The sequence below is a fragment of the Candidatus Nitrospira neuquenensis genome, assembly GCF_979578155.1.
On sequence record NZ_CEFZDU010000001.1, the window covers coordinates 69,670 to 95,651 of the forward strand.

The 25,982-nt window shown below is 69.5% G+C and carries 25 protein-coding genes; 4 read left to right on the forward strand and 21 right to left on the reverse strand.

Features of this window, described 5'->3' with window-relative positions:
• Nucleotides 1-27: 27 nt before the first annotated feature.
• The 3 genes from AC1U7O_RS00325 to AC1U7O_RS00335 form a co-directional block, all read right to left on the reverse strand.
• Nucleotides 28-333, reverse strand: a complete 306-nt coding sequence (locus AC1U7O_RS00325; RefSeq protein WP_479892530.1) for a Rieske (2Fe-2S) protein — start codon at nt 331-333, stop codon at nt 28-30.
• Between the two features lie 27 nt (nt 334-360).
• Nucleotides 361-1,236, reverse strand: a complete 876-nt coding sequence (locus AC1U7O_RS00330) for an Mrp/NBP35 family ATP-binding protein (RefSeq protein WP_479892531.1) — start codon at nt 1,234-1,236, stop codon at nt 361-363.
• 161 nt (nt 1,237-1,397) lie between these two features.
• A complete protein-coding gene (locus AC1U7O_RS00335; RefSeq protein ID WP_479892532.1) occupies nt 1,398-2,225 on the reverse strand; it encodes an acyl-CoA desaturase in 828 nt (275 codons plus the stop codon).
• 162 nt (nt 2,226-2,387) lie between these two features.
• Between AC1U7O_RS00335 and AC1U7O_RS00340 the strand changes: the two genes are divergently transcribed.
• Nucleotides 2,388-5,351 carry a proline dehydrogenase family protein gene (locus AC1U7O_RS00340; RefSeq protein ID WP_479892533.1) on the forward strand — a complete coding sequence of 988 codons (2,964 nt, stop codon included), beginning with the start codon at nt 2,388-2,390 and terminating at the stop codon, nt 5,349-5,351.
• Here the strand turns inward: AC1U7O_RS00340 and AC1U7O_RS00345 are convergent.
• Nucleotides 5,241-6,116 (reverse strand): hypothetical protein, encoded by an 876-nt coding sequence (locus AC1U7O_RS00345; protein ID WP_479892535.1) that lies wholly within the window; start codon nt 6,114-6,116, stop codon nt 5,241-5,243. The two genes, AC1U7O_RS00340 and AC1U7O_RS00345, sit on opposite strands and share 111 nt — an antisense overlap.
• A gap of 145 nt (nt 6,117-6,261) precedes the next feature.
• On the opposite strand from AC1U7O_RS00345, the gene AC1U7O_RS00350 reads away from it, so the two are divergent.
• Together AC1U7O_RS00350 and bioD are read left to right on the forward strand one after the other, a co-directional pair.
• On the forward strand, nt 6,262-7,011 hold the full coding sequence (locus AC1U7O_RS00350) for an SDR family NAD(P)-dependent oxidoreductase (RefSeq protein ID WP_479892536.1): 750 nt from the start codon (nt 6,262-6,264) through the stop codon (nt 7,009-7,011).
• A gap of 9 nt (nt 7,012-7,020) precedes the next feature.
• Nucleotides 7,021-7,755 (forward strand): dethiobiotin synthase, encoded by a 735-nt coding sequence (bioD, locus tag AC1U7O_RS00355; protein ID WP_479892537.1) that lies wholly within the window; start codon nt 7,021-7,023, stop codon nt 7,753-7,755.
• On the opposite strand, the gene thiE is transcribed toward bioD, so the two are convergent.
• From thiE to AC1U7O_RS00425, 14 genes are all read right to left on the reverse strand, one after another.
• A complete protein-coding gene (gene thiE, locus AC1U7O_RS00360) occupies nt 7,724-8,371 on the reverse strand; it encodes a thiamine phosphate synthase (protein WP_479892539.1) in 648 nt (215 codons plus the stop codon). The genes bioD and thiE overlap by 32 nt on opposite strands.
• Before the next feature lie 46 nt (nt 8,372-8,417).
• Nucleotides 8,418-9,767 (reverse strand): acetyl-CoA carboxylase biotin carboxylase subunit, encoded by a 1,350-nt coding sequence (gene accC, locus AC1U7O_RS00365; protein WP_479892540.1) that lies wholly within the window; start codon nt 9,765-9,767, stop codon nt 8,418-8,420.
• Nucleotides 9,768-9,793: 26 nt separating this feature from the next.
• Complete coding sequence (accB, locus tag AC1U7O_RS00370; RefSeq protein WP_479892541.1) at nt 9,794-10,357, reverse strand: acetyl-CoA carboxylase biotin carboxyl carrier protein; 564 nt, start codon at nt 10,355-10,357, stop codon at nt 9,794-9,796.
• Nucleotides 10,354-10,914, reverse strand: a complete 561-nt coding sequence (gene efp, locus AC1U7O_RS00375; protein ID WP_479892542.1) for an elongation factor P — start codon at nt 10,912-10,914, stop codon at nt 10,354-10,356. Before efp ends, accB begins: the two co-directional genes overlap by 4 nt.
• Nucleotides 10,915-10,948: 34 nt before the next feature.
• Nucleotides 10,949-11,419 carry a type II 3-dehydroquinate dehydratase gene (gene aroQ / locus AC1U7O_RS00380; RefSeq protein WP_479892544.1) on the reverse strand — a complete coding sequence of 157 codons (471 nt, stop codon included), beginning with the start codon at nt 11,417-11,419 and terminating at the stop codon, nt 10,949-10,951.
• Between the two features lie 104 nt (nt 11,420-11,523).
• Nucleotides 11,524-12,096 (reverse strand): tetratricopeptide repeat protein, encoded by a 573-nt coding sequence (locus AC1U7O_RS00385; protein ID WP_479892545.1) that lies wholly within the window; start codon nt 12,094-12,096, stop codon nt 11,524-11,526.
• A gap of 13 nt (nt 12,097-12,109) precedes the next feature.
• Nucleotides 12,110-13,360: a bifunctional phosphopantothenoylcysteine decarboxylase/phosphopantothenate--cysteine ligase CoaBC gene (gene coaBC / locus AC1U7O_RS00390; RefSeq protein ID WP_479892546.1), complete on the reverse strand. Its 1,251-nt coding sequence runs from the start codon at nt 13,358-13,360 to the stop codon at nt 12,110-12,112.
• The gene (locus AC1U7O_RS00395) at nt 13,350-13,712 is read right to left on the reverse strand and encodes a DNA-directed RNA polymerase subunit omega (RefSeq protein ID WP_479892547.1); all 363 of its coding nucleotides are present in this window, start codon (nt 13,710-13,712) and stop codon (nt 13,350-13,352) included. Before AC1U7O_RS00395 ends, coaBC begins: the two co-directional genes overlap by 11 nt.
• Nucleotides 13,713-13,727: 15 nt before the next feature.
• Complete coding sequence (gene gmk / locus AC1U7O_RS00400; protein ID WP_479892548.1) at nt 13,728-14,384, reverse strand: guanylate kinase; 657 nt, start codon at nt 14,382-14,384, stop codon at nt 13,728-13,730.
• Nucleotides 14,385-14,432: 48 nt separating this feature from the next.
• Entirely contained in the window at nt 14,433-15,299 is an 867-nt protein-coding gene (locus AC1U7O_RS00405) for a YicC/YloC family endoribonuclease (protein ID WP_479892549.1), read from the reverse strand.
• Between the two features lie 8 nt (nt 15,300-15,307).
• The gene (gene nth, locus AC1U7O_RS00410) at nt 15,308-15,991 is read right to left on the reverse strand and encodes an endonuclease III (protein ID WP_479892550.1); all 684 of its coding nucleotides are present in this window, start codon (nt 15,989-15,991) and stop codon (nt 15,308-15,310) included.
• Between the two features lie 4 nt (nt 15,992-15,995).
• Nucleotides 15,996-17,615 carry a GTPase HflX gene (hflX, locus tag AC1U7O_RS00415; protein WP_479892551.1) on the reverse strand — a complete coding sequence of 540 codons (1,620 nt, stop codon included), beginning with the start codon at nt 17,613-17,615 and terminating at the stop codon, nt 15,996-15,998.
• A 103-nt stretch (nt 17,616-17,718) separates the two neighbouring features.
• A complete protein-coding gene (gene tsaD / locus AC1U7O_RS00420; protein WP_479892552.1) occupies nt 17,719-18,783 on the reverse strand; it encodes a tRNA (adenosine(37)-N6)-threonylcarbamoyltransferase complex transferase subunit TsaD in 1,065 nt (354 codons plus the stop codon).
• A gap of 150 nt (nt 18,784-18,933) precedes the next feature.
• Nucleotides 18,934-21,363, reverse strand: coding sequence for an ATP-dependent Clp protease ATP-binding subunit (locus AC1U7O_RS00425; RefSeq protein ID WP_479892553.1), 2,430 nt, complete (start codon nt 21,361-21,363; stop codon nt 18,934-18,936).
• A gap of 267 nt (nt 21,364-21,630) precedes the next feature.
• Between AC1U7O_RS00425 and AC1U7O_RS00430 the strand changes: the two genes are divergently transcribed.
• Nucleotides 21,631-22,485, forward strand: a complete 855-nt coding sequence (locus tag AC1U7O_RS00430) for an NAD(+)/NADH kinase (RefSeq protein WP_479892554.1) — start codon at nt 21,631-21,633, stop codon at nt 22,483-22,485.
• Between the two features lie 6 nt (nt 22,486-22,491).
• Here AC1U7O_RS00430 and AC1U7O_RS00435 read toward each other — a convergent pair whose 3' ends face one another.
• The 3 genes from AC1U7O_RS00435 to AC1U7O_RS00445 form a co-directional block, all read right to left on the reverse strand.
• Nucleotides 22,492-23,886, reverse strand: a complete 1,395-nt coding sequence (locus AC1U7O_RS00435) for an FAD-dependent oxidoreductase (protein WP_479892555.1) — start codon at nt 23,884-23,886, stop codon at nt 22,492-22,494.
• A 122-nt stretch (nt 23,887-24,008) separates the two neighbouring features.
• Nucleotides 24,009-25,427: a class II fumarate hydratase gene (locus AC1U7O_RS00440; protein ID WP_479892602.1), complete on the reverse strand. Its 1,419-nt coding sequence runs from the start codon at nt 25,425-25,427 to the stop codon at nt 24,009-24,011.
• Nucleotides 25,428-25,503: 76 nt separating this feature from the next.
• On the reverse strand, nt 25,504-25,824 hold the full coding sequence (locus tag AC1U7O_RS00445; protein ID WP_479892556.1) for a GYD domain-containing protein: 321 nt from the start codon (nt 25,822-25,824) through the stop codon (nt 25,504-25,506).
• Between the last annotated feature and the right edge of the window lie 158 nt (nt 25,825-25,982).

Sequence of the window (25,982 nt, forward strand, 5' to 3'; positions counted from 1 at the left end):
GGGAGGCGATGCCGCCTGAAGGCCCGGCTAGAGCCGGACCTTCACGTCGGCCCCCTCGACCGTGACGGGATAGGACTTCACGCAGGCCGAAGGGTTGGTCGTGCACGCGCCCGTCTTCACGTTGTACCGCCAGGCATGCCAGGGGCAGGTCACTTCCTCCCCCTCCAGCTCGCCCTCGCCGAGCGGTCCCCCGCGATGGACGCAGGTGTTGTCGATGGCGTAGAAGGCCCCGCCGACGTTGAAGAGGGCGATGGACCGGCCGTTCACCTCCGCCACCGTCCCGGAGCCCGGCGCCAGGTCCGCGGTACCCGCGACTCTCACGAAGTCCGCCATGAGTCCTCCTGCGTTGATCGAGAATGATCAGGTCGGTCGCGTGATCTTGCCGAGCAGGCTCTCCAGGGGGCTGCCGCCGCCACGGGCCGACGTCACCGCCTCCACCTGCGTGACCAGGCCGGCGGCGATCTGCTTGAAGGCCGCCGTCTGAGGAGAAGCGGGGTCGGCTACGACGATCGGGACGCCGGCGTCCCCGCCCGCCCGGATCGCCGGATCGATGGGAATCCGGCCCAGGAAGGGAATGCCGAGTTTTTGCGCGGCCCGTTCGCCCCCGCCGTGCGCGAAGATTTCCGTCCGCTCGCCGCAATGGCCGCAGACGAAGTAGCTCATGTTCTCGACGAGGCCCAGCAGCGGCACGTTCACCTTCCGGAACATCATGAGGCCCTTGCGCACGTCGTGGAGGGAGACTTCCTGGGGGGTGGTGACGGTGACGGCCCCCGTCATCGGCACGACCTGCGAGAGCGTCAACTGCGCGTCGCCGGTCCCCGGCGGCAGGTCCACGAGCAGGTAGTCGAGCTCGCCCCAGAGGACGTCGCGGAAGAACTGTTGGATGGCCGTATGGACCATCGGCCCCCGCCAGACGACGGCGGTCTCTTCCGGCACGAAGAACCCCATCGAAATGAGCTTGACGCCGTGGCTCTCGGCGGGAAGGATCTTGCCGTCCTGCTGCATGGGCTCCCTGGAGACGCCCATCATGATCGGGATGTTCGGGCCGTAGACGTCGGCGTCCATCAGGCCGACGCGGAAGCCGGCGTGGTGCAGTGCGACGGCGACGTTCGCCGATACCGTGGATTTGCCCACGCCGCCCTTGCCGCTGCTGATCGCGATGATGTGCCGGACGCCGGGAACGGGGTTCTCCTTGGCCTGTCCCGGACCGCCCTGAGCTCCTGCCGATTCCGCCATGCGTCTCCCTCCGTGCACCGAGCCGCGACCGGCTTCGGTTTGACCGCGGCAGGCAAAGCCTAACACAGCACCCGCGGCGGACACAATTCGCCCCCCCCGGGCGTCAGACGATGCGCGCCCTCGCCGCGGTCCTCTCGCACGGGGCGCCCCGCGGGCGGCGGTCAGGTGGAGCGCTGCAGGTTGGAGGCAAGACCGAGCTTCGACATGCCGAAGATGAGCCACTTCGACGGGTCGAAGTTGTACCACTTGGGGCCGTTGCGGTAGTCCCGGAGGTGGGTATGGTGGTAGTTGTGGTAGCCCTCGCCGAAGGTGATCAAGGACACCCACCAACTGTCGCGGCTGCTGTCGGCTTGGCCGTGGGGCTGCGCGCCCCAGAGGTGACAGATGGAGTTGATGCAGAACGTCGAGTTCAGGACCAGGAAGGTCCGGCAGACGCCGGCGAGCAGGAAACAGCCCAGGCCGACCCGCACGCCACCGTAGAGCGACCCGACGACGAAGGGCAGGGCGAGCCCCGAGAGGACGATCGGCACGTAGTTCCGGTGCTGCCACATGATGACGGGATCCTTGCGGAGCCGGCTCTCGTACTTCTCCTCGCGGTAGGGCGACTTCATGAAAATCCACCCGCAGTGGCTGTACCAGAACCCCTTGGTCGCGTTGTAGGGGTCCTCTTCCTTGTCGCAGCGCGCGTGGTGCCGGATGTGGTCGGCGCACCAGCGGAGCGCGGAGTTCTCCAACGCCCATCCGCCCGCGACCAGCAGGCAGGCCTTGACCCAGTCGGGGCACTCGAAACTGTGGTGGGAGATCAGTCGGTGGTAGCCGACGGTGATGCCCAGCCCGCTCACCATGTACAACACCCCGAACATCGTCCAGTCCAGCCACGTGAAGCCGTAGTGGTACCAGTACAGCGGCACGGCCACGGCCGTGGTCAAGCTGATGACGATGAACAGCACGATGACGGGGTAATCCCACTGGGGTCGCTTCTGCTCCACCGCTCTTCCTCCTGCAGATATCACTTAGGGTCTTTTTGAGAAAACGCCCGATCCGGACAAAAAGCGGACCCATCATAGCCGAGCCGGCCGGGCATTTCAAGGGGGTGCGTGGTGTATACTGACACGGATGGGCGCGCCGCCCGGAACGCGTGAGGTGCCGACATGATGGACTCGTCGCTCGAACCGGCCATTCAACGGATCGGCAGGGAGATCGCCGCCCTCTCCGGCGGCGAGACGCCGACGCGGCTCGACCACGGCTGGTGGTCCGGCACGATGCTCGAGTGGGGCCTTAAGGACGAGGCGCTCAAGGTCCAACTCTTTCGCTTCATCGATGTGCTGCCGGCCCTCCGACGGGACGAGCAGGTTGCGCGCCTGTTCGAGGAATACTTCGGGGGCACGGAGGCCGCCGGGGGCCTTCTGGGATGGGGGCTGCGCGCCGCGACGGCGACGGGGCTGGGCATGACGCTCGGCGCCAAGGCGCTCCGCGGCCAGGTGGACCGCATGGCCAGGGCCTTCATCGCCGGCGCGTCGGTGTCGGAGGCGTCGGCCAGGTTGCTGGACCTCTGGAAGTCGGGCCGGGCCTTCACCGTGGACCTCCTCGGCGAAGCGACCGTGAGCGAGCCGGAGGCCGACCGGTACCGGGACCGCTGCCTGGAGGCCTTGAAGGCGCTGGCCGCCGCCGCGACCGCCTGGCCGGCTTCCCCGATCCTGGAGCGGGACCAGTTCGGCCCGGTCCCGCGCGCTCACCTCTCGGTCAAACTCTCCGCCCTCTACTCCCAGCTCGACCCTATCGACCCGGAGGGCAGTTACCGGGCCGTGGCCGCCAGACTCCGTCCCCTGTTCGACCTCGCAGTCTCCCTCCCGGCCGCGATCACCTTCGACATGGAACAGGTGGAGCTCAAGGACCTGACCCTCGACATCTTCACCAGGCTCCTCTCCGAGCCGGCCTATCGGCGGTATCCCCACGGCGGCCTCGCGCTGCAGGCCTATTTGAAGGAGGGCGCCCGCGACCTCGACCGGCTGCTCGCCTGGGCCAAGCGGCGCGGCGCTCCCATCGCGATTCGGCTCGTCAAGGGCGCTTATTGGGACGCGGAAACCGTCCTGCACCGGCAGCGGGGCTGGCCCGTCCCGGTCTTCGAGCGCAAGGAGGACACTGACGCCGCCTACGAGGCGATGACCCGGACCCTCCTCGCCCACGCCGACCTCGTCAAGCCGGCCTTCGGCACCCACAACCTGCGCACCCTCGCCCACGCGGAGGCGGCGGCCCGCGCAGCGGGGCTGGACTCCGCCGCCTATGAGTACGAGATGATCTACGGCATGGCCGAGCCGCTCCAGGAGGCGGTGACGAGGCTGCCGCGGCGACTCCGCATCTACGCCCCGGTGGGCGAGCTGATTCCCGGCATGGCCTACCTGGTCCGGCGCTTGCTGGAGAACACGGCCAACGAGTCCTTCCTGCGACAGCGCTACATCGAGGCGGTCCCCCTCGAGCGGCTCCTGGAGCCGCCCCGCCCCTCGCCCCCCGAGGCGGGGCCGACGGCGGCGGCCGAACCTGAGGCCCCCCCCGATGCCTTCCGCAACGAGCCCCACGCCGATTTCTCCAAGGCCGAGGCCCGGGAACGGATGGCACATGCGCTGGCCGAGGTCAGACGACGGCTCGGACGGTCCCACGCCTATCGCACCGCCACCGGTCGTCCGCCGGACGGGCCGGAGATGGTCTCCGTCAACCCCGCCGCCCCCTCCGAGGTGATCGGCCGACTGCGGGCCTGCTCCCCCTCCGCGGTGGCGGGGGCGGTGGAGGCCGCCCGCGCTCAGGCCGCCCCGTGGCGCGAGCGGGGCCCGGAGGAACGGGCGGCCGTGCTGGTCCGGGCGGCCGAGATCCTCCGCGCCCGCCGGTTCGAGCTCGCGGCCTGGGAGGTGTTCGAGGTCGGCAAGCCCTGGCGGGAGGCCGACGCGGACGTCGCGGAAGCGATCGACTTCCTGGAGTACTACGCCGCACAGATGCGCCGGCTCGCCCGCCCCGCCCGCCTCGGCTCGGAGCCCGGCGAGCTGAACCTGCTCGGCTATGCCCCGCGCGGGATCGCCGTGGTGATCGCCCCCTGGAATTTCCCCCTCGCCATCCCCTGCGGCATGGTGTCGGCGGCGCTCGTGACCGGCAACCCCGTCCTCTTCAAGCCCTCCGAGCGCGCTCCCGTGACGGGCCTCCTGCTGGGGCAAATCCTGGCCGAGGCCGGCGTGCCCGACGCGGCGCTGCAACTCCTCCCCGGCGGACCGGAGGTGGGCCGGGCGTTGGTCGAGGCCGGCCCGGACGTGATCGCCTTCACCGGCTCGGCCGCCGCGGGCCTCGATATCCTGTCGCGCGCGGCCAGGATCGCGCCGGGCCGGCGGACCATTCCCCGGGTGATCGCGGAGATGGGGGGGAAGAACGCGGTGATCGTGGACGAGTCCGCCGACCTGGACGAGGCGGTGGCCGGCGTCGTCGCCTCCTTCACCGGCTACCAGGGACAGAAGTGCTCGGCCTGCTCGCGCGCGATCGTGCACGAAGCGGTCCACGACCTCTTCCTGAGACGCCTGACCGAGGCGGTCCTGAGCCTGCGCGTCGGTCCGCCGGAGGACCCCGGCCACCGCCTGGGACCGATGATCGACGGCCGCGCCCTCGCGAAGGTGCGCGAGTACCTTGCCATCGGCAAACAGGAAGGTCGGCTGGTCGTCGAGGCACCGGCGCCCGAGCGGGAGGGGTACTTCGTGGGGCCGGCGGTCTTCGCGGAGATCGGGCCGGACCACCGGCTCGCGCGGGAGGAGATCTTCGGGCCGGTGCTGGCGGTGATGCGCGCGGGGAGCTTCGCGGAGGCGCTGGACCTGGCGAACGCCACGTCCTACGCCCTGACCGGCGGGCTCTACTCCCGCAGCCCTCGGCACATCGCCCTGGCGCGGGAGCGTTTCGACGTGGGCAACCTCTACATCAACCGGCCGATCACGGGAGCGCTGGTCGGGCGCCAGCCCTTCGGCGGGCACCACCTATCGGGGCTGGGCACCAAGGCGGGCGGCGCGGACTACCTGCGCGAATTCCTGGTCGCGCGCGTGGTGACGGAGAACACGCTTCGGCGCGGCTTCGCCCCCGCCGAGTGAGGCGGAAGGCGCGGCTGCGACCTTCGCCTCCTCCAACTCCTCGGTGATCTCGGAGACGAACCCGCGCTCGTTGCGGAAGGGCGGCAGCTCCTGCCGCTCCACGTACTTCACCAGTCCGACGCCCTTCGCGAACCAGGCGGTCATCACGTCGGTGCCCACGGCGGTCTGGCCCGCCTCCGTGAAGTGGATCCGCAGGACCATCCGAGCCTCGATCCGCACCGCGTCCGCGTACTGGCCGGCCGGCACGGTCACCGGCTCCTGGCCGACCACGCTGACCGTGGCCTCCACGTCCACCTTCTCGTTCGTCCCGTCCCCGTCCAGGTCGTTGCCGAAGTCCAGCCCTTTCCGGTCGAACTGCTGGAAGGAGGAGGGCGTGGTCAGCGGGAACCGCACGATCTGGTAGGGCACGAGCTGCTTCTCCAGCGGCGTCCCCGGGTCCGAGCCGTAGTAGACGATGCCGGCGGCGTCGCGCCGGTAGAAGCTCTTCTGCGGGCCGTGGTTCCCGGGGTTCGTGTCATGGAACACCGTGACGGACATGCCCTGCATCGTCTCGCTCCCCTTGACGGTGGAGACGTTGACGAAGCCCTTGGCCGCGACCGCCTGCATGGGCCCCTCGACCACCTGTCCGCGGTACTGCCACCGGCTGCCGGGCGAATCGGGGAAATACTGCTCTCCGTCGGAGATGGTCTTCGGCTCGGACGCCGCGGCCGAGTCGACGGCCCAGATGCCCAGCCACCCGGCGAGCACGAGAACGATGATCCACATAGGGCGACTCCTCTTCACGGGGTCGGTCGATGACGGGCCCGGAGCTATGTACCACAAGTGCGGGGAACCCGGCAAGCCGCGCGGCCCGGTCCACTTGCCTTTCTTCGGCCCGGACGGGAATAATGACGCGCCGTTCCCGATCACCATGGACACGCCACCTTCTCGCCCCGACGACGCCCGCCGCGTCGTGCTCGTCACCGGCGGCTCCCGCGGCATCGGCCGCGCGGTCTGCCTGGAGTTCGGTCGGGCGGGCTGGCATGTCGGCGTGCACTACAGGGACCGCCGGCGCGAGGCGGAGGACACGGCCGCTCTCGTGGCCGATCTCGGGGGCGCGTCCCTCCCGCTCCAGGCGGACGTCCGGGACCACGCGCAGGTCGAGCGCATGGTCGGCGTCCTGGCCGAGCGCTGGGGGCGCCTCGACGCCCTCGTCTGCGGGGCGGCCCAGACCGGGGCCTCCCTCGTCCTCCGCACGGACCAGGCACAGTGGTGCACGGTCGTCGAGACGAACCTGACCGGCACCTTCCACTGTCTGAGGGCGGCGGCGCCGCTCATGCTGGCCCGGCGCGACGGCGCGGTCATCATCCTCGGCTCCATGGCCGGGATGCAGGGCGCGGTCGGCCTGGCAGCCTATGCCGCGTCGAAGGCCGGACTCCTCGGCCTGGCCCGGACCGCCGCCCGCGAATGGGGACCCGGCGGCGTGCGCGTCAACCTGCTCCTGCCCGGCTGGCAACAAACCGAGCTGGCCGGCGAGGCCTTTCCCGGACCGGAGGGGCTAAAGGACCATCTGCTCGGGCGGACCGTCGAGTTGGAGGAGGTGGGGCGCGCCGTCTTCCACCTGGCGCTCCTGCGCGGCGCCTCGGGTCAGGTCTGGAACCTCGACAGTCGCCCGCTCTGACGGCGCCCCATGGACCGCGGCTGTTTCATCACCGGGACGGATACGGGGGTCGGCAAGACGGCGGTGACCGCGGCGCTCGCCGTCGCGCTCGTCCGCCGAGGCGTCGATGTCGGAGTGATGAAACCGATCGAGGCCGGTAGCGGCGACGGTCCCGCATCCGACGCCGCCCGCCTGCTCGCCGCGGCGGGTTCCCGCGATCCTCTCGACCAGGTCAGTCCCTGCCGCTTCCCCGCCCCCCTCGCTCCCCTCGCCGCAGCGAGACGGACCGGGTCCGCGGTGGACCTCGAGGCGGTCGTCCGGGCTTACGAAGCCCTGGCCCGGCGACATGCCTTCCTGCTCGTTGAAGGAGTGGGCGGGCTGCTCGTTCCTCTCACGCCGGAGGCCGATGTTCGGGACCTGATCCGGCGGCTCGGCCTCCCCGTCCTGGTCGTCGGTCGGGCCGGGCTCGGCGGCGTCAACCACGCCCTCCTCACCCTGGAGGCGCTGCGGGCAGCCGGCCCTCCCGTCGTCGCGCTCCTGCTCAATCGCCCGACGCGTGAACCCGCCGGCGAGTGGGCTGGGGAACAGGAACGGTCGACGCGGGAGCTTCTGGGCGAGCGGAGCGGGGTGCCGGTGCTGGGTCCCCTTCCCGACGTTAAGGACTTCGCGCTGGGATGGGAGAAGGGCGTCGCGACGCTCGCGGCGGATCCGGCGATCCAGCAGGCGGCCACCCTCATCGCCGCAGGATGGCCAGGAAGGCCCTGACCGACGCTTCGATGTCGGGCGCGCCGAGCACCGCCGCGATCACCGCGATGCCGTCGGCGCCGCAGGCCATCACCTCGCCCGCGCGGTCGAGTCCGATGCCCCCGATGGCCAGCAGCGGCAGGGGGGTCAGCGGCCGAACCTTCCGCAGGCCCTCCAGGCCGACGAGCGGCTCATGGTCGGGCTTGGTCCCCGTGTCGAAGATCGGGCCGAACCCCACGTAGTCCGCGCCCTCCCGCGTCGCCGCAAGGACCTGCTCGGCGGAATGGGTGGAGGCGCCGATGAGCCGGTCCGGGCCGAGGAGCGCGCGGGCGGCGCGGATCGGCAGGTCGGCCTGGCCGAGATGGGCGCCGTCGGCCTCGACCGCCAGGGCCAGGTCGCACCGGTCGTTGACGATGAAGAGGGCGCCGCAGTCGGCCGCGGCGCGCCGCAGGCGCGCCGCTTCGCGCCAGGCCTCTCCCGTGGCGAGCCCCTTGGCCCGGTACTGGAAGAACCGCGCGCCGCCCGCCGCGGCCCGCTGCAACACGTCGAGCAGATCGCGCCGGCCAGCCGCGCGCCGATCGAGGATGACGCAGAGACCGCCGAGCCCGACGCGGGTTCCGTCGTGTCCGCGCGTCATCGGCGACCCGGAGGGCCAGCGCCGGGAGGGTACAGGAGAGCGGGGGTCATGCGGGGTTGTTGGCGAGGAACCGTTCGAGGAATCCCGTCGAGACCCGGCCCTTCTGGAACTCGGCGTCGTTGAAGATGCGGCGGTGGAGCGGGATGGTCGTCTTGATGCCCTCGACGACGAACTCGTCCAGCGCGCGCCGCATCCGTCCCATGGCCTCCTCACGGTCACGGCCGTGGGTGATCAGCTTGGCGATCATCGAGTCATAGTAGGGCACGACGGTCGTCCCGGACTCCATGGCCGAGTCCACCCGGACCCCGAAGCCGCCGGGCGGGTGGTAGCGCGTGATCCGGCCGGGGCAGGGCGTGAATTTCTCTGGACACTCGGCGTTGATGCGGCACTCGAAGCTGTGGCCGGTCAGGCGGATGTCCTGCTGCTTGAACGCCAGGGGTTGGCCGGCGGCGATGCGGACCTGCTCCTTGATCAGGTCGATGCCGGTGACCATCTCCGTGATCGGGTGCTCCACCTGGATGCGGGCGTTGACCTCCATGAAGTAGAACTTCTGGTCCTTGTCCAACAGGAACTCGACGGTGCCCGCGTTGCGGTAGTGCACCGCGCGGACCGCTTCCACCGCCACGCGCCCCATCTCGCGGCGCAGCCGCTCGTCCACCGCGGGCGAGGGCGTCTCCTCGACCAGCTTCTGGTACCGGCGCTGGATGGAGCAATCCCGCTCGCCCAGGAAGACGACCCGGCCCCGCTCGTCGGCGAGGACCTGGACCTCGATGTGGCGCGGTTCGAGGAAATACCGCTCCAGGTAGACGCCCTCGTGGCCGAAGGTGGCCTTGGCTTCGGCCTGCGCGGCCTGGAACGCGCGGACCAGGTCCTCCTCCTTGTTGACCACCCGCATCCCGCGGCCGCCGCCCCCGGCCGATGCTTTGATGATGACCGGGAAGCCGATCTTGCGCGCGGCGTCCATCGCGTCCTGCTCGCTCCGCAGCTCGCCCGGACTGCCCGGCAAGACCGGCAGCCCGTGGCGGGCCATGATCTCCCGGGCCTTGGCCTTGTCCCCCATGAGCGCGATGTTTTCCGAGGTCGGCCCGATGAACTTGACGCCGACGGACTCGCAGACCTCCGCGAAGTGGGCATTCTCGGACAGGAAGCCGTAGCCGGGATGGATGGCCTCCGCTCCCGTGATCTCGGCGGCGCTGAGGACGTTGGGGATGTTCCGGTAGCTGAGGGCGTCCTCGGCGGGCCCGACGCAGACGTGCTCGTCGGCGAGGCGGACGTGGAGGGCGCCGGCGTCGGCCTCGGAGTGGATCGCCACCGTGCGGATGCCGAGTTCCTTGCAGGCGCGGATCACCCGCAGCGCGATCTCCCCACGGTTGGCGACGAGGATTTTTTTGAACAAGGCGGACCCCGGTCGTGGTTGGCGCGTCAGGAGGCGGGGGCCGGGTCGATCAGGAACAGCGGCTGCCCGTACTCGACGGGTTTGGTGCTCTCCGCGAGGATCTTGACGACCCGTCCGTCCACCTCGGCCTCGATCTCGTTCATGAGCTTCATTGCCTCGACGATGCAGAGGACCTGTCCCTTCTTGACGAAATCGCCCTCCTCGACGTAGGGGTCGGCATCCGGCGAGGGAGCGCGATAGAACGTCCCGACGATGGGCGAGGTGACCGTCACCATCCCCCCGCCGTCCTTGACGGGCAGGAGCGGCTGGCTTTCGGAGGGCGCGTCCATCGCGCTCGTCGCTCCCTCCCAGGCCACGGACGGCGCGGGCGCCGCTTCCCGCACGAGGCGGACCCGGAAGCCGTCGGCCTCCACCTCGAGCTCGGCTAGGTTGTGCTGCTTGAGAAGATCGATCAGCTCCTGCAGCTCGCGGCGGCGAACGGCGCCGGAGGCCGCCGCGCCCGGACGCTCGGCCGGCCGGACCGGGACCGCGGAGACATCGGGCGGGCGCGGACCTCCCCGCCTCGGCTGGACGCGGCGGCGAGCGCTCACCGTACGCGCTCCACGTATTCGCGGGTTCTCGTGTCGATCTTGATGACCTCCCCAACCTCGAGATAGAGGGGGACCTTGATCACGGCGCCGGTCTCCACCACGGCGGGCTTGGTGCCGCCGGACGCGGTGTCACCGCGGACGCCGGGCTCCGCATCCACGACCTTCAGCTCGATGAAGATCGGCAGCTCCACGGCGATGGGCCGGTGCTCGTGGATGAGAATCTTCGCCACCATGTTCTCCTTGAGCAGGTCCGCGTTCTCCCCGAGCTGCTTCTTCTCGTAGGTGAACTGCTCGAAGGTTTCGGTGTCCATGAAGGTGTAGGCGTCGCCGGCGGCGTAGAGGAACTGCATGTCGCGCTCCTCGAGGTCCGGCTCGTCGAACCGCTCGCCGGAGCGGAAGGTACGGTCGAGCACGTTGCCCGTCTTGAGGCTCTTGAGCTTGGTGCGGACGAACGCGCCGCCCTTGCCCGGTTTCACGTGCTGGAACTCCACGATGTAGTAGGGCTCGCCGTCCAGCGCGATGCGCGCCCCGTTGCGGAACTCAGCCGTCGAAATCACGAACGGTCGCCTCCCTTGGTCAGAATGTCTGTCGTCACGCCGGCCCGGCCGCCCCGGCGGTTCTCAGGTGCTCGACGGCGGCCCGTAGGGCGAGCAGGTAGCCGGCCGGTCCGAAGCCGGACACCTGCCCGAGAGCCACGCCGGCGATCAGCGAGCGGTGTCGGAATCGCTCGCGCTTGTAGATGTTGCTCAGGTGCACTTCCACGGCCGGCAGGTCCACCGCGGCGAGGGCGTCGCGGATGGCCACGCTCGTGTGGGTGTAGGCGGCGGGGTTGATCACGATCGCGTCGAAGCGCCCGCGCGCCTCCTGGATCCAGGTCACCAGCTCCCCTTCGCTGTTGGATTGCCGGATGTCCAGCTCGGCGCCCTCCCGCTTCGCCAGGTCTATGAGCGCGCGGTTCACCTCACCCAGCGTCATCCTCCCATAGACGGACTGCTCCCGCTGGCCCAGCAGGTTCAGGTTGGGACCATGGAGCACGAGCACCCGAAACGGCTTGTTCGTCATGGCCTTCCGTCGCAACGCCCGTCGTCGAGCCCGATCCGGCTCCGAGCAAGTCGGCTATTGTAGCAAGCGACCCTTCCCGGGTCAAACGGCGAAGGAGCCCGACCTCAGGCTCTCCGTTCGCGGATGCGCGCCAGCCAGGCAGTCAGTGCCTCCACCTTCCGCTCCCGCTCCGGTCGGCCTCGGCCCTCGAGGGAAACGCCCGCCGCGGGATGGCCGGACGCCTCGCTCGACGCCGATGTCGCCGGTCCAGCGGAAGCGGCCGACTCGATCAGCTCCCGGAGCGCTCGCGCGTCGGGGTCACTCGGGTTGGCCGCCAGGAGCACGGCGCAGGAACGCCCGGCGGATTCAACGGCCCGCTCGTCGAGGTAGATGCGGGCCAGAGTCCGATGCGCCAGCAGGTTTTCCGGGCTCAGCCGCACCGCCTCTTCCAACACCGCCTTCGCCTTGGCCCGGTCGCCCGCCTGGTGGTAGATCCGCCCCAACGCCGCCCGTGCCAGGATGAAGGTCGGATAGCGCGTGAGGCCCTGCTCGATCAGGGCGGCGGCCTCCGCGAATCGCCCGATCTTGGCCAGCTCCTCCGCGAGGGGGAGGAAGGCCTTCGAACCGGGGTCCTTGGCGAGTTGACGCTGGAGACTCCGGATTTGGGGGCTGGAGGGACGCGGGGCATCGGCCGGCATCGGCGGCCTCCGGTCAAGACCCCGGTCGTGGGGTCCGCCGCAGTTCGAGTGCGACGTCGAGAATCCGGTCCGCCAGCGCCCGCTTTGGCATGAGGGGCACCGCGGTCTCGCGGCCCAAGCGGTCGAGGAGCACCGCCGCGTTGGAATCGGAGCCGAACCCTGCGCCCTCGATCGTCACGTCGTTGGCGACGATCAGGTCCAGCCCCTTGCGCTCCAGCTTCATTCTGGCATGGGGCAGCAGCTCGTCGGTCTCGGCGGCGAAGCCGACCAGAACCTGGGAGGTGCGTTTCTGCGAGAGGGTCGCGAGAATGTCCGTCGTCGGCTCCAGGTCGAGGGACCGCCAGGGGTCGGCGGCTTTCTTGACCTTGCGGGCGGCGGGCCGGCGGGGACGAAAATCCGCCACGGCCGCCGCCATGACGAGCACCGTGGCCCAGTCGAAGCGAAGGGTGAGGGCCTTGGCCATCTCCTCGGCCGTCACCACCGGCACCAGCTCCACGCCGGCCGGCGGAGCCAGGGCGGTGGGACCGCTGACCAGCACCACCTCGGCGCCCCGCTCAACGGCCGCCCGCGCGACCGCATAGCCCATCTTCCCCGATGAGCGGTTGGAGATGAAGCGCACGGGGTCGATGGCCTCCTGCGTCGGGCCGGCGGACACCAACACCCGCTCGCCCGCCCAGTCCTGCCGGGCGGCCAGCTTGCCGCTGATCGCCCCGAGGATCACCGATTCCTCGACCAGTCGGCCCCGCCCGATCCGTCCGGAGGCCAGCGGACCTTCCTCCGGCTCGATGACGACGGCGCCGCGCTCCCGCAGGGCGCGCACGTGGGCCTGCACGGCGGGGTGGCTCCACATGTCCCCGTCCATGGCGGGAGCGATCACCAGCGGCCTGGGCGTGGCCAGGAGCATCGCGCTCAGGAGATCGTCCGCCAGGCCGAGCGCGGCTTTGGCGAGGAGGTTGGCCGTGGCCGGCGCGATCACCAGGAGGTCGGCCTGGTCCGCCAGGGTCAGGTGCGGCAGGGGCGTGGGCGCGTCGAAGAGGTCGGTCGCCACCGGATGGCGGGACAGGACCTCGAAGGTCAGGGGGGCGACGAAGCGGCGGGCTGACTCCGTCATCACGACGGACACCTCCGCCCCCTCCTCGACGAGCGCGCGCAGGAGGCCCACGGCCTTGTACGCAGCGATGCTGCCGCAGACGCCCAGCACGATCCGCTTCCCGCGGAGCCGGCCGGCGTCGCCCCTCGTTCCCTCCGACGGGTTATTCTTCACCCTCCGCCTCTCCCGCCGCGACGGAGTCGTCCACGTAGACGCTCAGGTCTTTCTTGATCTCCCGCCCGTCCTCGTCGGCCGGCGCCAGCCCGACGCGCTCCATTTCGTGCTCGACGCCGCGCTTGGCTTCCTTCATGGCCTGCCGCGCCTCCTTACCGATCAGGAAGGGCACCTGGCCGCGCAGGACCTCGTCGAGGCCGATCGTCGTTTCCTTCGTGAACCGGGATTGCCCCGACGGGCGGGCGCCCTGCATCAGGTGCTTGGCCCGTTGAGAGGCGGCGATCACCAGTCGGTGACGCGAATCGAACCGCTCCGGTGCGTACTCCGGCAGCAAAGACAGCGCATCGATCATCGTCGGTTCCTTTCTTCAGGTGGTGCCGGTGACGCTCCGGTCCACCGGCTTCTCGTCCTTGTCTCGGATGAACTGCTCCTCCAGCCAGGCGATGTCCAGCCGTTTGGTCCTCGTCCGCTCGGCCAGGATGATCGCCTCCAGCTCCTTCAACGCCTGCTTCATGTCGTCGTTGCGCACGATGTAGGAATACTCGCGGTAGCTCCAGACCTCCTCCCGGGCCTTCTGGAGACGACGCGCGATCTCCTCCGGCGAGTCCGAGCCCCGTTGCAGGAGCCTCGCTCGAAGGGCTTCCATCGAGGGCGGCAGGATGTAAATATAGACGCCGTCCTCGTACTTTCTTTTGATTTGCATCGCTCCCTGCGAGTCGATCTCCAGGAGCACGTCCAAGCCCTGATCCATCAGGTCGGTCAACCCGCGGCGCGGCGTGCCGTACAGGTTCCCGTAGACCGGCGCCCACTCGGCGAACTCGTTCCGCGCGACCATGGCCTGGAAAGTCGTCTCGTCCACGAAGTAATACTCCCGGCCGTGCACCTCATTCGGTCGCGGTTTCCGGGTCGTGTACGAGATCGAGTGGCGCAGGCCGGGGACCAGGGTCACGACCTCCTTGCACAACGTGGTCTTGCCGGCCCCGGACGGCGCGGACACGACGAACAGCAGCCCCTTGCGCTCCATGACCTTCCCGTCCCGCGGTCGAGGCCCTCCGGTGCCGGCGGCCTCTGCCTACTCGATGTTCTGGACCTGCTCGCGGATCTTCTCCAGCTCGCCCTTGAGGCGGACCACGCGGCCCGCGATCTCGGCATCGTTGGCCTTCGAGCCGATCGTGTTGACCTCCCGCCCCATCTCCTGCAGCAGGAAGTCCAGGGTCCGGCCGACCGGCTCCCGGCCCTTCAACGCCGCCGCGAACTGGCTCACGTGCGATTCCAGCCTCGTCAATTCCTCGCTCACGTCTCCGCGCTCGGCGTAGAGGGCCAGCTCCTGGGTCAGGCGGGCATGGTCCGGGACGTCCGGGGCCAACAACGCCTGCACCCTGGCTTTCATGCGCTCGAAGGCCTCCCTCGCCGCGAGGGGCGTGCGCTCGCCGATCAACCGGGCCTCCCCGCCGACGGTCTCGAGCCGCCGCCGCACGTCGCGCTCCAGGGCGGCCCCCTCCCGCCGCCGCATGGCGTCGAGGTCGGCGATCGCGCCCTTGGCCAATCGGCCGACCAGACCCTTGAGCGGCCGTGGGTCCGCCGGTTCCTCGACGACGGACACCAGGTCCCGCAGACCGGCGAGGAGGGCCACGTCCACCGCCCCGGGCAGGCGCAGCGTCTTCTGAAGTTCCCGAAGCAGGTGATGGTACTGCTTGGCCAGCGACCGGTCAAGGCTCAGGCGGCGCCGGCCTTCGATCTCTCGGGACAGGGAGACCACCAACTCGATGCGCCCCCTCGCACAACGGCCCTGCACCAGACGCTTGAGATCTTCCTCCAGAAAGCCCAGCGGTCTCGGCAGACGGATGACGATCTCGCAGAAGCGATGGTTGACCGACCGCGCCTCCACGACGACGGACCCGTAGGGGCTCGCCGCTTCCCTCCGTCCGTATCCGGTCATGCTGCGGATCATGTCGGTCTCTTTCCCGGCCAGGCGCAGTCGGCGTAGACGGCGCACTCGCCGCACTTGGGGTTGCGCGCGAGACAGACGTACCGGCCGTGCAAGAGCAACCGCTGGGAGCCGGACGTCCACCGATGCTCGGGAAGGGCCCGCTGCAGCTCAGCTTCGATCTTGTCAGGATCCTCGCTCCGGGCCAGACCGAGCCGGCGCGCCACGCGCTTGACGTGGGTGTCCACGACGACCGCGGGCTTCCCGAAACAGGCGCCGAGCAGCACGTTGGCCGTCTTGCGACCGACGCCGGGGAGCGTGACGAGCTCCGCCATCGTGTCGGGCACCCGTCCCCCGCACCGCTCGACGATCGCGCGTCCGCAGCCGATGAGGCTTCGCGCTTTGCTGCGGAAAAAGCCGGTCGGCCGGATCAGCGCCTCCAGGTCCCCCGGCTCGGCCGCGGCCATCTCGCGCGGTCCCGGATAGCGCTCGAAGAGCGCCGGCGTCACCTCGTTCACCCGTTGGTCGGTGCACTGGGCGGAGAGGATCGTCGCGACGAGCAACTGCCAGGGCGTCCGGTGCGCGAGCTCCACGCGGGGTTCGGCGATTGCGCGGTCGAGCGCCGACAGGATCCGGCGGAGCCGGGCGCGATCAGCCCCGGACCGGGAGGCGGCGTTCGTGCGGGACGGGGCGCGGGACGTCACCAGGTCACCCCGAGGTCCGGGCCGCCGGCTCGAGCAGCCGCGCACGCTCCCGCACCCCCCGAAGGCCGTCCCTGTCGTCGCGCAGCACCCGCGTCAGCAGCTCCTGGAGGGCTTCCAACATGGGCACGAGCGTGGACGGCCTGAGCGCGGAGACCCCGATCGCCTCGAACCGCCGGCAGACGGCCTCGGCCTCCTCCGGGGGCAGCCGGTCGCACTTGTTGAGCACCAGCAGCCGCGGTGTCTTCGCGAGGCCCAGCTCGTCCAGGATCGTCTCGACCGCCCGGACCTGGCTCTCCGGATCGCGGGCGCTCCCGTCCACCAGGTGGAGCAGGATGTCGGCGTCCTGCAACTCCTCGAGCGTCGTGCGGAAGGCGCCCATGAGATCCTTGGGCAAGTCGCGCAGAAACCCCACCGTGTCGGTGATGATGACCTCGCGGCTCCGGGGAAACCGGAGCCGGCGGCTCGCCGTGTCGAGCGTCTCGAAGGGGCGGTCGTCCGCCGGCACCCGGCTGTCCGTCAGGGCGTTCAGCAGCGTGGACTTGCCCGCGTTCGTGTAGCCGACGATCGAGATGATCGGCACGCGGTTGCGAATGCGCCTGGCCCGCCGCTGGTCGCGCTGGCGGGCGATGACCACCAGCTCCCGCTCGAGGTGCGCGATGCGGTCCCGCACCCGGCGGCGGTCGGTCTCCAGTTTGGTTTCGCCAGGCCCCCTCCCGCCGATCCCGCCGCCCAGCCGCGACAGGGCCGTGCCGGTGCCGGAGAGCCGCGGCAGCAGGTAGCGAAGTTGGGCCAGCTCGACCTGGATCTTGCCCTCGCGGCTGTGGGCCCTCCGCGCGAAGATGTCGAGGATGACCTGCGTGCGGTCCACCACCTTCAAATCCGTCAGCTCGGCGATCGCCCGCACCTGCGCGGGCGAGAGGTCCTGGTCGAAGATCAGCAGGTCCACGCCGGCCTGGAGCGCACGGATCACCACCTCCTTGAGCTTGCCGCTGCCCAGAAGATACCTGGGGTGGATCTCCGAGGCCCGTTGGCAGATGGAATCCTGGACGACGATGCCGTTGGAGCGGACCAGGTCGGCCAACTCTTCCAGCCGCTCTTCCTGTTCCCACCGGCTGCGCTTGGACGCGCTGATGAGGATCGCCGATTCCTGGTCGCCCTGCACCGTGCGGGTCGGGGTCGCCCGCGCCAGCTCGGCCTCCAGCGCGGCTACCAGCTTCTCGCAGTCCGGCTGCGGCGCGTGGAAGGGGGCGGGCGGCAACACCTCGAACGCCAGGCCCCGTGGGTTAGGGGGCAGCAGATGCGCCAGATAGAAGTCGGCCGGCAGGCCGTCCGGCCTCACGCCGACCGCCGCGATGAGGTCGAGCCGGAGCATCGCGAGGGCCGTCAGGTCGTCCTGCGAGAGCGGCTCGTTGTGGAGATGGGTATGCACGAGCCGGACGCCCCGCAGCAGCCTCGGCCCCGCCCGCGCCCCCGCCAGGCCGCTCAGGTCGAGCTCGCGTCCCGTGCCGACGATCACCCGTTCGACGGTCCCTCGCCTGGTGAGTACGAGCCCGATCTGGCAGCGGATTTCCTGCGACAGCTCGGTGCAGGCGCGGGCCAACTCCGGCGTGATGACCTTGTCCACGGGAACGCGGCGGCGGTAGAGATGCTCCAGTCGCAGGAGCTGGCCGGCCTTCAGCCCGTGGACGTTGCCGTGAACCGTGGGAATCGTCCGCCTCCTTCGGCCGTCAGGCCCGCCCGCCGGAGAGAACCCGGCGACGTTTCGCCCCGGCCTCCTCCGCCGTGAGGGACCAGGACGGGTCGGCCTCCATGCCCCAAGCGTCGCGGCGCCCTCTCTCGTAGGCCCGTTGGCCGGCGAAGGCGATCATCGCCGCATTGTCCGTGCAATAGGACGAGGGCGGGATCGCGAGACGGACGCCCTTTTCCGAGGCCCTGGCGGCCAGGCGCTCGCGCAGACGGCTGTTCGCCGAGACGCCACCGACCACGGCCAGAGCGGCGACGCCCTCGCGCTCCACCGCGCGGAAGGCCTTCTCCACGAGGACGTCCACGATGGCCTCCTGGAATCCGGCGGCGAGGTCCGCGACGGGAACCGTCATGCCGCGCCGGCGGATCTCGCGGAGGCGGTAGAGCAGCGAGGTCTTCAGGCCGCTGAAGCTGAAATCCAGGCTGTCGCGGCTCAGGGCCGGCCGCGGAAACCGGACCGCCCCGGGGTCCCTGCCTCGTGCCGCGCGGTCGACCGCAGGCCCCCCGGGGAACCCCAGGTCGAGGAGCGTGGCGGCCTTGTCGAAGGCTTCACCGGCCGCGTCGTCTAGCGTCCGGCCGAGGAGGACCAGCTCGCCGGACGGCTGGACCCGATAGAGATGGGTGTGCCCGCCCGACACGACGAGCACCACGCAGGGCAGGGGGAAATCCGGCTGGTCCAGCCAGGCGGAGGCCAGATGCCCCTCGAGATGGTTGACGCCGATCAGCGGAATCCCGAGCGCATAGGCCAAGGCCTTCCCATAGCTGACACCGACGAGCAGCGCCCCGGCCAGGCCCGGGCCTCGCGTGACGGCGACGGCGCCCACCTCGGACCACGCCAATCCCGCCTTGTCCATCGCGGCAGCGGTGACGCCCTCCACCGTCTCGATGTGCCGCCGGGCCGCCAGCTCGGGGACGACTCCGCCGAACCGGCCGTGCACGTCGTGCTGGGAGGCGAGCACGGAGGACAGGACCATCCCGTCCCGCACGAGCGCCGCGGCGGTTTCATCGCAAGAGGTTTCGATTCCCAGAATCGTGGGCGCCGCGGTCATCCCGCTCTCCGGTTCAGGGACGGGCATGGACGGAAGGGGCCGGAAACGCGACGACCCTCGCGGACCTGGTCGCGCGAGGGTCGCCGGACGTGCGGAACGGACGGAACCAATTCGCGTTGCGGCAGGATGCCAGGGGGCCGAGCGGGGCCGTCACACTCCCGCCATCGCCTCTTCTTCGACGAACGCCGGGACCTCGTCCTTCAGGACAACGCGGATCTTCCTCGCGTCCTTGAAGCGGCCGCGGATCAACTCCTCCGAGAGCGGGTCCCCGATCGCCTTCTGGATGGTCCGGCGCATGGGCCGCGCGCCGTACAGGGGTTCGTACCCCTCCTTGATGAGCCACTGCTTGACGTCCTCGCCGATCTCGAGCTGGACGCCGCGCTCCAAGAGCCGCACGTTGAGCTCCTTGAGCAGGATGTCCAGGATGCCCAGCAGGTGTTCCTTCTCCAGCGGGTGGAACACGACCACCTCGTCGATTCGGTTCAGGAACTCCGGGCTGAAGGAGCGACGCAGCTCGGCCAGGACCTCGCCTTTCATGCGCCGATCGTGGTCTCCCTGGTCCGGCCGATGGAAGCCGAGGGACACGCCCTTCTGGATCAGCTTGGTGCCGAGGTTGGAGGTCATGATCACGACCGTGTTCTTGAAGTCCACCTTGCGGCCCAGGCTGTCGGTGAGCACGCCGTCGTCCAGGACCTGCAACAGCACGTTGAAGATGTCCGGATGGGCCTTCTCGATCTCGTCGAACAGCACGACGGAGTACGGCCGGCGCCGGACCTTCTCCGTGAGCTGCCCGCCCTCCTCGTAGCCGACGTAGCCGGGGGGGGCGCCGAACAGCCGCGAGCTGGTGAACTTCTCCTGGTACTCGGACATATCAATCCGGATCAGCGCGTCCTCGGTGTTGAAGAGGAACTCGGCCAGCGCCCGCGCCAATTCGGTCTTGCCCACGCCCGTGGGGCCGAGGAAGATGAAGGAGCCGATCGGCTTCTTGGCCTCCTTGAGGCCGGCGCGCGAGCGACGGATGGCGCGGCAGACGGCCGAGATGGCCTCCTCCTGGCCGACGATCCGCCGGTGGAGGAATTCCTCCATCTTGAGCAGCTTGTTCGATTCTTCCTCCTCGAGCTTGAAGAGGGGGATGCCCGTCATCTTCGAGACGACGTAGGCCACGTCCTCCTTCGTGATCACGGGCTTTTGCTTCTCCTGGTTCTTCTTCCATTCCCGCTTCGATTCCTCGAGCAGCTTGCGCAGGCGCTCCTCCTCCTCCCGGAAGCGGACGGCTTCCTCGAAGTTCTGCAGCGAGATGGCCAACTCCTTCTCGCGCGACACCTTCTTCAGCTCCTGCTCCAGCGCCTTGAGCTCGCTCGGCAGGGCATAGGTCTGGAGCTTGGCGCGCGAGCCGGTCTCGTCGATGAGGTCGATGGCCTTGTCGGGCAGGAAGCGGTCGGTGATGTACCGGTCCGAGAGCTTCACGGCCTCGATGATGGCCTCTTCCGTGATGTCGACGCCGTGGTGCTCTTCGTAGCGGTCCCGCAGCCCCTGGATGATCCGCACCGTCTCGTCGATGCTGGGCGGCTGCACGTGGATGGGCTGGAAGCGGCGCTTGAGCGCCCCGTCCTTTTCGATGTGCTTGCGGTACTCGTCCAGCGTGGTCGCCCCGATGCACTGGATCTCGCCCCGCGACAGGGCGGGCTTCAGCATGTTCGACGCGTCGATCGAGCCCTCGGCCGCCCCGGCGCCGACGAGCGTATGCAGCTCGTCGATGAAGATGATGATGTTCCCCGCCTGGACGATCTCCTTCATCACGACCTTGAGGCGTTCCTCGAACTGACCGCGGTACTTCGTGCCGGCCACGAGGGAGCCCAGGTCCAGGGCGATCACGCGACGGGAAAGCAGGTTGTCCGGGACCTCGGACATCACGATGCGCTGGGCGAGCCCCTCGACGATGGCGGTCTTGCCCACGCCGGACTCCCCGATCAGGACGGGATTGTTCTTGGTGCGGCGGCTCAGGATCTGGAGCACCCGCTCGATCTCGTCGGCGCGGCCGATCACGGGGTCGAGCTGCCCTTCCTGTGCGAGCTGCGTCAGGTCGCGTCCGAACTCGTCGAGCGCCGGCGTGTTGCTCTTGCGGTCCCGCTCGCGCGGGGCGGACTTGCGCAGGAAGGTGACGGTGAGCTGCCGCGCGGTCAGGAGGTTGGCGCCGAGGCTGCGGAGGATCTTCCCGCCGATCCCCTCCTCCTCGCGCAGCAGACCGAGCAGCAGGTGCTCGCTGCCGATGTGGTTGTGCCCCAGCAGGCGGGCTTCCTCCACCCCGTACTCGATGACCTTCTTCACGCGGGGACTGAAGGGAATCTCCCCGAAGGTCATCGTGGTGCCGCCGCTCGGCAGGTTCCGCTCGATCTCCAGCCGAATCTGCTCGGTGGAGAGCCCCATCTTCTTGAGGATCATGAGGGCGATGCCGTCCGATTCGCGGAGGATGGCGAGGACCAGATGCTCCGTCCCCAGGTAGTCGTTCTGGTGGCGCTCGGCTTCCTCTCTCGCCAGGATGATGATCTTCCGACCCTTATCCGTGAATCGTTCGAACATCCTGCCTCCTTAGGGGTGGGCCGCGAGTAGACCGCGAAGCCCGCGAAAGTGGCGAGAACCCTTCAAAAACTTGGCTCAATTCTATCGGCGTGCCCGGGCTCTGTCAAGTGCTCGGCGCGCGCCTCCGGGCGGTGTCGCGCGTCCGGCACGCCGAGGCGGCGCGGCGGCGCAAGCGCGTTGACAGGCGGAAGACGCCCTCGCTACAATGACGCCTCACTCGCCCGTCCAGGCTCTCCACCAGCCGCCTCGCGAGAGGATCGTCACCCCGTGAAGACCGTCGGCATCCTGACCAAGCCCAAATTCCCCGACATCAAGCCGATCCTCGCGGACCTCGTGCAGTGGCTGCGCGGACGCGACCGGGACGTCGTGATGGACGGGAAGACCGCGGCGTTGATCGGGGAGCCCGCCGTCTACCAGAAGGCGCAGATCGCGACACTCTCCGACCTCGTGCTCGTCCTCGGCGGCGACGGCACGATGCTCAACGCGGCGCGGCTCGTCGAACAGCGGGGCGTGCCGATCCTGGGCATCAACATGGGCGGGCTCGGATTTCTGACGGAAGTGAGCCTCGAGCAGATGTACCCGGCCCTGGAGCGCACGTTCGCCGGCGACTGCTACCTCGAGGAGCGCCTCATGCTCCGGGCCCGGATCGACCGGCACGGCGACCACGTCGCCCACGCGACCGTGCTCAACGACGTCGTGCTGAGCAAGGGCACACTCGCCCGTATGATCACCCTGCAGATCGCGATCGACGGGCAGTTCGTCACGAGCCTGCGCGGCGACGGGCTGATCGTCTCCACGCCGACCGGCTCGACCGCCTACTCGCTCTCGGCGGGCGGCCCCATCATCACGCCCTCGATCCAGGCGTTGATCCTGACTCCGATCTGCCCCCACACGCTGACGCACCGGCCGCTGTTGATCCCCGGCACCGTCTCGCTGGAGGTGACGCTGACCAGCCCGGACGAGGGTGCCATGACGACCTTCGACGGGCAGGTCGGCATCGCGATGACACAGGGGGACACGGTGGGCATCACGGCCTCGGAGCACCGGACCAATCTGATCCGCTTCCCTGAGCGGACGTACTACGACCTGCTCAGGCGCAAATTGAAGTGGGGAGACAGCTGACGCGCGTCAGCGGCCGGCCGGGCGGGCGGCCGCCCCTTTCCGTCGCTGAATCTCCGTCAACATTTCCTTGTTGGTGGGAAACTTGAACTCCCCGATGCAGTCGGGGGAGGCGCCGTGCGCCTTCTCGGCCTGCTCGAGCAGACGCAGGTCGGCGACGTCCACGGCGTCCATGCGACGCTCGCGGATCAGCGCCCTGAGCCGCTCGACGAGCGACTTGGCCGCGGGCGCCCCGGCGCCGGGGCGCCCGCTCAGGTACCGCTGGACCACTTCGGCACACCACTCCCCATCCCGCTTGGCCACGCCGACCAGCCCTTCGCTGGCTTTCCTGGCCCATCCGACCAGGAACACGCCCTCCATGACCCGGCCGGTGGCTTCGTCGTAGGCCTGGAAGAGCGAGTCGTCCGGGTCGTTGCCGGTTTTGACGGGGTTGACCACGAAGACGCCGTTCTTATAAGGAAGGCCGACCGCCTCATCCACCCGGTCCCCGACCGCGAAGACGACGCTGTCGCAGGGGAACTCGTAGTACTGCTTGAGCCCGACGGCGGAGAAGTCCTCGCCCTTCGGCTCCAAGCGGGTTTCCTCGATCTCGAGGGCCCGGACGCGGTTCTGCCCGTCCGTAAGGACCCGCCTGGGCGAGGCGAGGAAGCGGAACCCCATCCGGGTTTCGCTGACCGCGGGCTCGCATTTGGTGAAGTCTCCGACCATGCCCGCGAAGATCTCGTCGGGCTTCTGCCCCGCCGCTTCCAGCCTGGCGCGGATGCGCTCGAACTCGGCCTTCAGCGCGGCCTGGTCGATGTTGGCGCAGACGGCCCGGATTTCCTTGGGGTTGTACTTCCGCTCGGCCGGCCCGCGCCGCGCGACGGCCGTGACCTCGTCCACCTTCTTGTAGCGGATCAGCCAGTGGGCGATGTCCACCATCACGTCGCCGACACCGATGATGGCGATGCGGCGGCCCATTTCGAAGGGGCGGTCGCCGTAGCCCGGCAGCCGGTTGAAGTGGTAGACGACGTCCTTCGCGTGGAAGACGCCGGCCGCCGAGTCCCCCTCGACGCCGATGGTCTTGGTGCCCTGCGCGCCCGTCGCGAACACGAGCGCACCGGCGCCCAGCGCGAGCAGGTCCTCGACGGTCAGTCCGGCGGTCCGCCCGATGCTGACATTGCCGAAGTAGTGGACGTTGGGGCGTTCGATGATTTCCCAATAGCTCTTCTTCAGGCCCCCGCGGAGCTTGAGCTTGCTCGGGAAAATGCCGTACTCGGCCAGGCCGCCGAACTTGATGTCTCGGTTCAGGATGACCACCTCGTGCCCGGCCTTCGACAGGATATTGGCGACGGACATGCCGGCCGGGCCGGCGCCGACGACGACGATCAGATGCGTTCCCTGGGCCCCTGTCTTCGCGCTCATATGTGCGTGCTCTCTCTTGAAATTGCGAATGCGTATCCGTTCGTATCCCCGCCGAATGACGGAGAATTTCGGCGGACGTTAGCACAGCGGCCTTTCGATTGTCAAAACGACGAGACGCCCGTTCAACGCCGGCCGGTCCGCGAGGGCCCCGTCATGCGCCAGGGGTCCAGCAGGGTCTTCAGCCGGCTCTCGGGGAGCACCCGCTCGGCCAGGGCGACCTCGCGGACCGTCTTCCCCGTGCGGTAAGCCTCCTTGGCGATCTTGGCCGCCGCCTCGTAGCCGATCTCCGGGGCGAGGGCCGTGCACATGGCGAGGCTACCCTCGATGGAATCCCGGCACCGCCGCTCGTTCGCCTCGATCCCCTCGACGCAGCGCGCGGCAAAGTTCTCCGAGGCGCGGGCCAGCAGCGCGATCGACTCGAGCAGGTTGCGGGCCATCACCGGCAGCATCACGAGCAGCTCGAAATTGCCCGCCTGCCCGCCCACTGCGACGGTCACGTCGTTGCCGATCACCTGGGCGGCCACCATGGTGACCGACTCGGCGATCACCGGGTTGACCTTGCCCGGCATGATGGAGGAACCGGGTTGGGTCTCCGGCAGCAGGATCTCCCCCAGGCCGCAGCGGGGCCCGGAGCCCAGCCAGCGGATGTCGTTGGCGATCTTCATCAGACTCACCGCGACCGTCCGCAGCTCACCGCTGGCCTCCACGACCGAATCCTGGGCCGACTGCGCCTCGAAATGGTTCGCCGCCTCGATCAGCCGGCAGCCGATCTCCTTGGAAACCCGCGCGATCACGCGGCGCGCGAACCGCGGGTGGGCGTTGAGGCCCGTGCCGACCGCCGTGCCGCCCAACGCCACCTCGGCCAGGGCCGCCTGCGCGTGCCGCACCCGCCCGAGGCCCAGCTCGATCTGGCGCGCATAGCCGGCGAACTCCTGCCCGAGCCGGATCGGCGTCGCGTCCTGCAGATGCGTTCGGCCGATCTTGACGACCCGGTCGAACGACCGCGCCTTGCGCGCGAGCGCCCTCTGAAGCCGAGAGAGCGCCGGGATCAGCTCCCGCTCCATCAGCTCGACGGCGGCGACGTGGATCGCGGTCGGGATGACGTCGTTGCTCGACTGGCCGAGGTTGACGTGGTCGTTCGGGTGGACGAGCTTGCCGCCGCGCGGGCCGCCCAGCAATTCGGCGGCGCGGTTGGCGATCACCTCGTTCGCGTTCATGTTGGTGGAGGTACCGGAGCCGGTCTGGAAGATGTCGAGCGGGAATTCCGCGTCCCAGCGCCCTTCGACCACCTCACGGGCGGCGGCGCGGATGGCCCGGGCGCGCCGGCGGTCCAGGAGGCCGAGCGAGTGGTTGACGTCGGCCGCGGCCGCCTTGATCAGCCCGAGGGCCCGGATGAAGGATCGGGGAAACCGCAGCCCGCTGATCGGAAAGTTCTCGATCGCCCGGGCGGTCTGCACGCCATAATAGGCCGAGGCAGGCACCGCCAGCTCGCCCATCGTGTCCCGCTCGATCCTCGTCCCCGCCTTCGCCGTCGGCCGCAAACCCCTCGCCGCCCTCGCGGCCCTCGTCCCCACGGCCGACTGTCCCCGTCGTCCACGCGTCACCGGGCCCTCCTTGCTATTTCCGTTTCGCGCCCTTCCCGCCCCAGAGCTCCTGGAGCAGCGTCCGCCACTCCCCCCGCGACACCGCGGGCAGGGTGGTCACCTTGATGTGGCCGAGCGAGGAGTTCAGCACCGCCGCCTTCATGGCCGCGCGGTTGTTGGGAAACTCCAGGATCGCCACGACGTCGTACTCTCCGAGGCAGTAGTAGGCGTCCAGCAGGCGCCCACCCTGCATCTCGATGTTGCGGCGCACCCGCTCCGAACGGGCGATTCCCTGCTGCTTCATCGTCGCGATCCCCTGCTCCGTGAATTTCACGAGGCTGACGTAGACAGGCATGGCGGCCTCCCTTCTGGGGGTGTGGGGAGCGGCGTCCGTCGCGCCGGGGGGCCATCATAATCTGATCCGGTCCGAGGGCTCAAGGAATTTCTGGCCGCGGGAGCGGGGCATGCGAGCGGGCGACAACCGAGCGGGGGCGGCGGAACGATGCGGCGGGC

What these genes read in the sequence shown, in the direction of transcription:
- bioD (WP_479892537.1), top strand. Translation starts at nt 7,021, where the DNA reads ATGGACCGCGGCTGTTTCATCACCGGGACGGATACGGGGGTCGGCAAG.
- AC1U7O_RS00435 (WP_479892555.1), bottom strand. Translation starts at nt 23,886, where the DNA reads ATGAGCGCGAAGACAGGGGCCCAGGGAACGCATCTGATCGTCGTCGTC.
- AC1U7O_RS00345 (WP_479892535.1), bottom strand. Translation starts at nt 6,116, where the DNA reads ATGTGGATCATCGTTCTCGTGCTCGCCGGGTGGCTGGGCATCTGGGCC.
- AC1U7O_RS00405 (WP_479892549.1), bottom strand. Translation starts at nt 15,299, where the DNA reads ATGACCGGATACGGACGGAGGGAAGCGGCGAGCCCCTACGGGTCCGTC.
- gmk (WP_479892548.1), bottom strand. Translation starts at nt 14,384, where the DNA reads ATGGAGCGCAAGGGGCTGCTGTTCGTCGTGTCCGCGCCGTCCGGGGCC.
- AC1U7O_RS00325 (WP_479892530.1), bottom strand. Translation starts at nt 333, where the DNA reads ATGGCGGACTTCGTGAGAGTCGCGGGTACCGCGGACCTGGCGCCGGGC.
- AC1U7O_RS00395 (WP_479892547.1), bottom strand. Translation starts at nt 13,712, where the DNA reads ATGATCGATGCGCTGTCTTTGCTGCCGGAGTACGCACCGGAGCGGTTC.
- AC1U7O_RS00385 (WP_479892545.1), bottom strand. Translation starts at nt 12,096, where the DNA reads ATGCCGGCCGATGCCCCGCGTCCCTCCAGCCCCCAAATCCGGAGTCTC.
- AC1U7O_RS00445 (WP_479892556.1), bottom strand. Translation starts at nt 25,824, where the DNA reads ATGCCTGTCTACGTCAGCCTCGTGAAATTCACGGAGCAGGGGATCGCG.
- aroQ (WP_479892544.1), bottom strand. Translation starts at nt 11,419, where the DNA reads ATGACGAACAAGCCGTTTCGGGTGCTCGTGCTCCATGGTCCCAACCTG.
- AC1U7O_RS00340 (WP_479892533.1), top strand. Translation starts at nt 2,388, where the DNA reads ATGATGGACTCGTCGCTCGAACCGGCCATTCAACGGATCGGCAGGGAG.
- AC1U7O_RS00330 (WP_479892531.1), bottom strand. Translation starts at nt 1,236, where the DNA reads ATGGCGGAATCGGCAGGAGCTCAGGGCGGTCCGGGACAGGCCAAGGAG.
- AC1U7O_RS00350 (WP_479892536.1), top strand. Translation starts at nt 6,262, where the DNA reads ATGGACACGCCACCTTCTCGCCCCGACGACGCCCGCCGCGTCGTGCTC.
- AC1U7O_RS00425 (WP_479892553.1), bottom strand. Translation starts at nt 21,363, where the DNA reads ATGTTCGAACGATTCACGGATAAGGGTCGGAAGATCATCATCCTGGCG.
- thiE (WP_479892539.1), bottom strand. Translation starts at nt 8,371, where the DNA reads ATGACGCGCGGACACGACGGAACCCGCGTCGGGCTCGGCGGTCTCTGC.
- tsaD (WP_479892552.1), bottom strand. Translation starts at nt 18,783, where the DNA reads ATGACCGCGGCGCCCACGATTCTGGGAATCGAAACCTCTTGCGATGAA.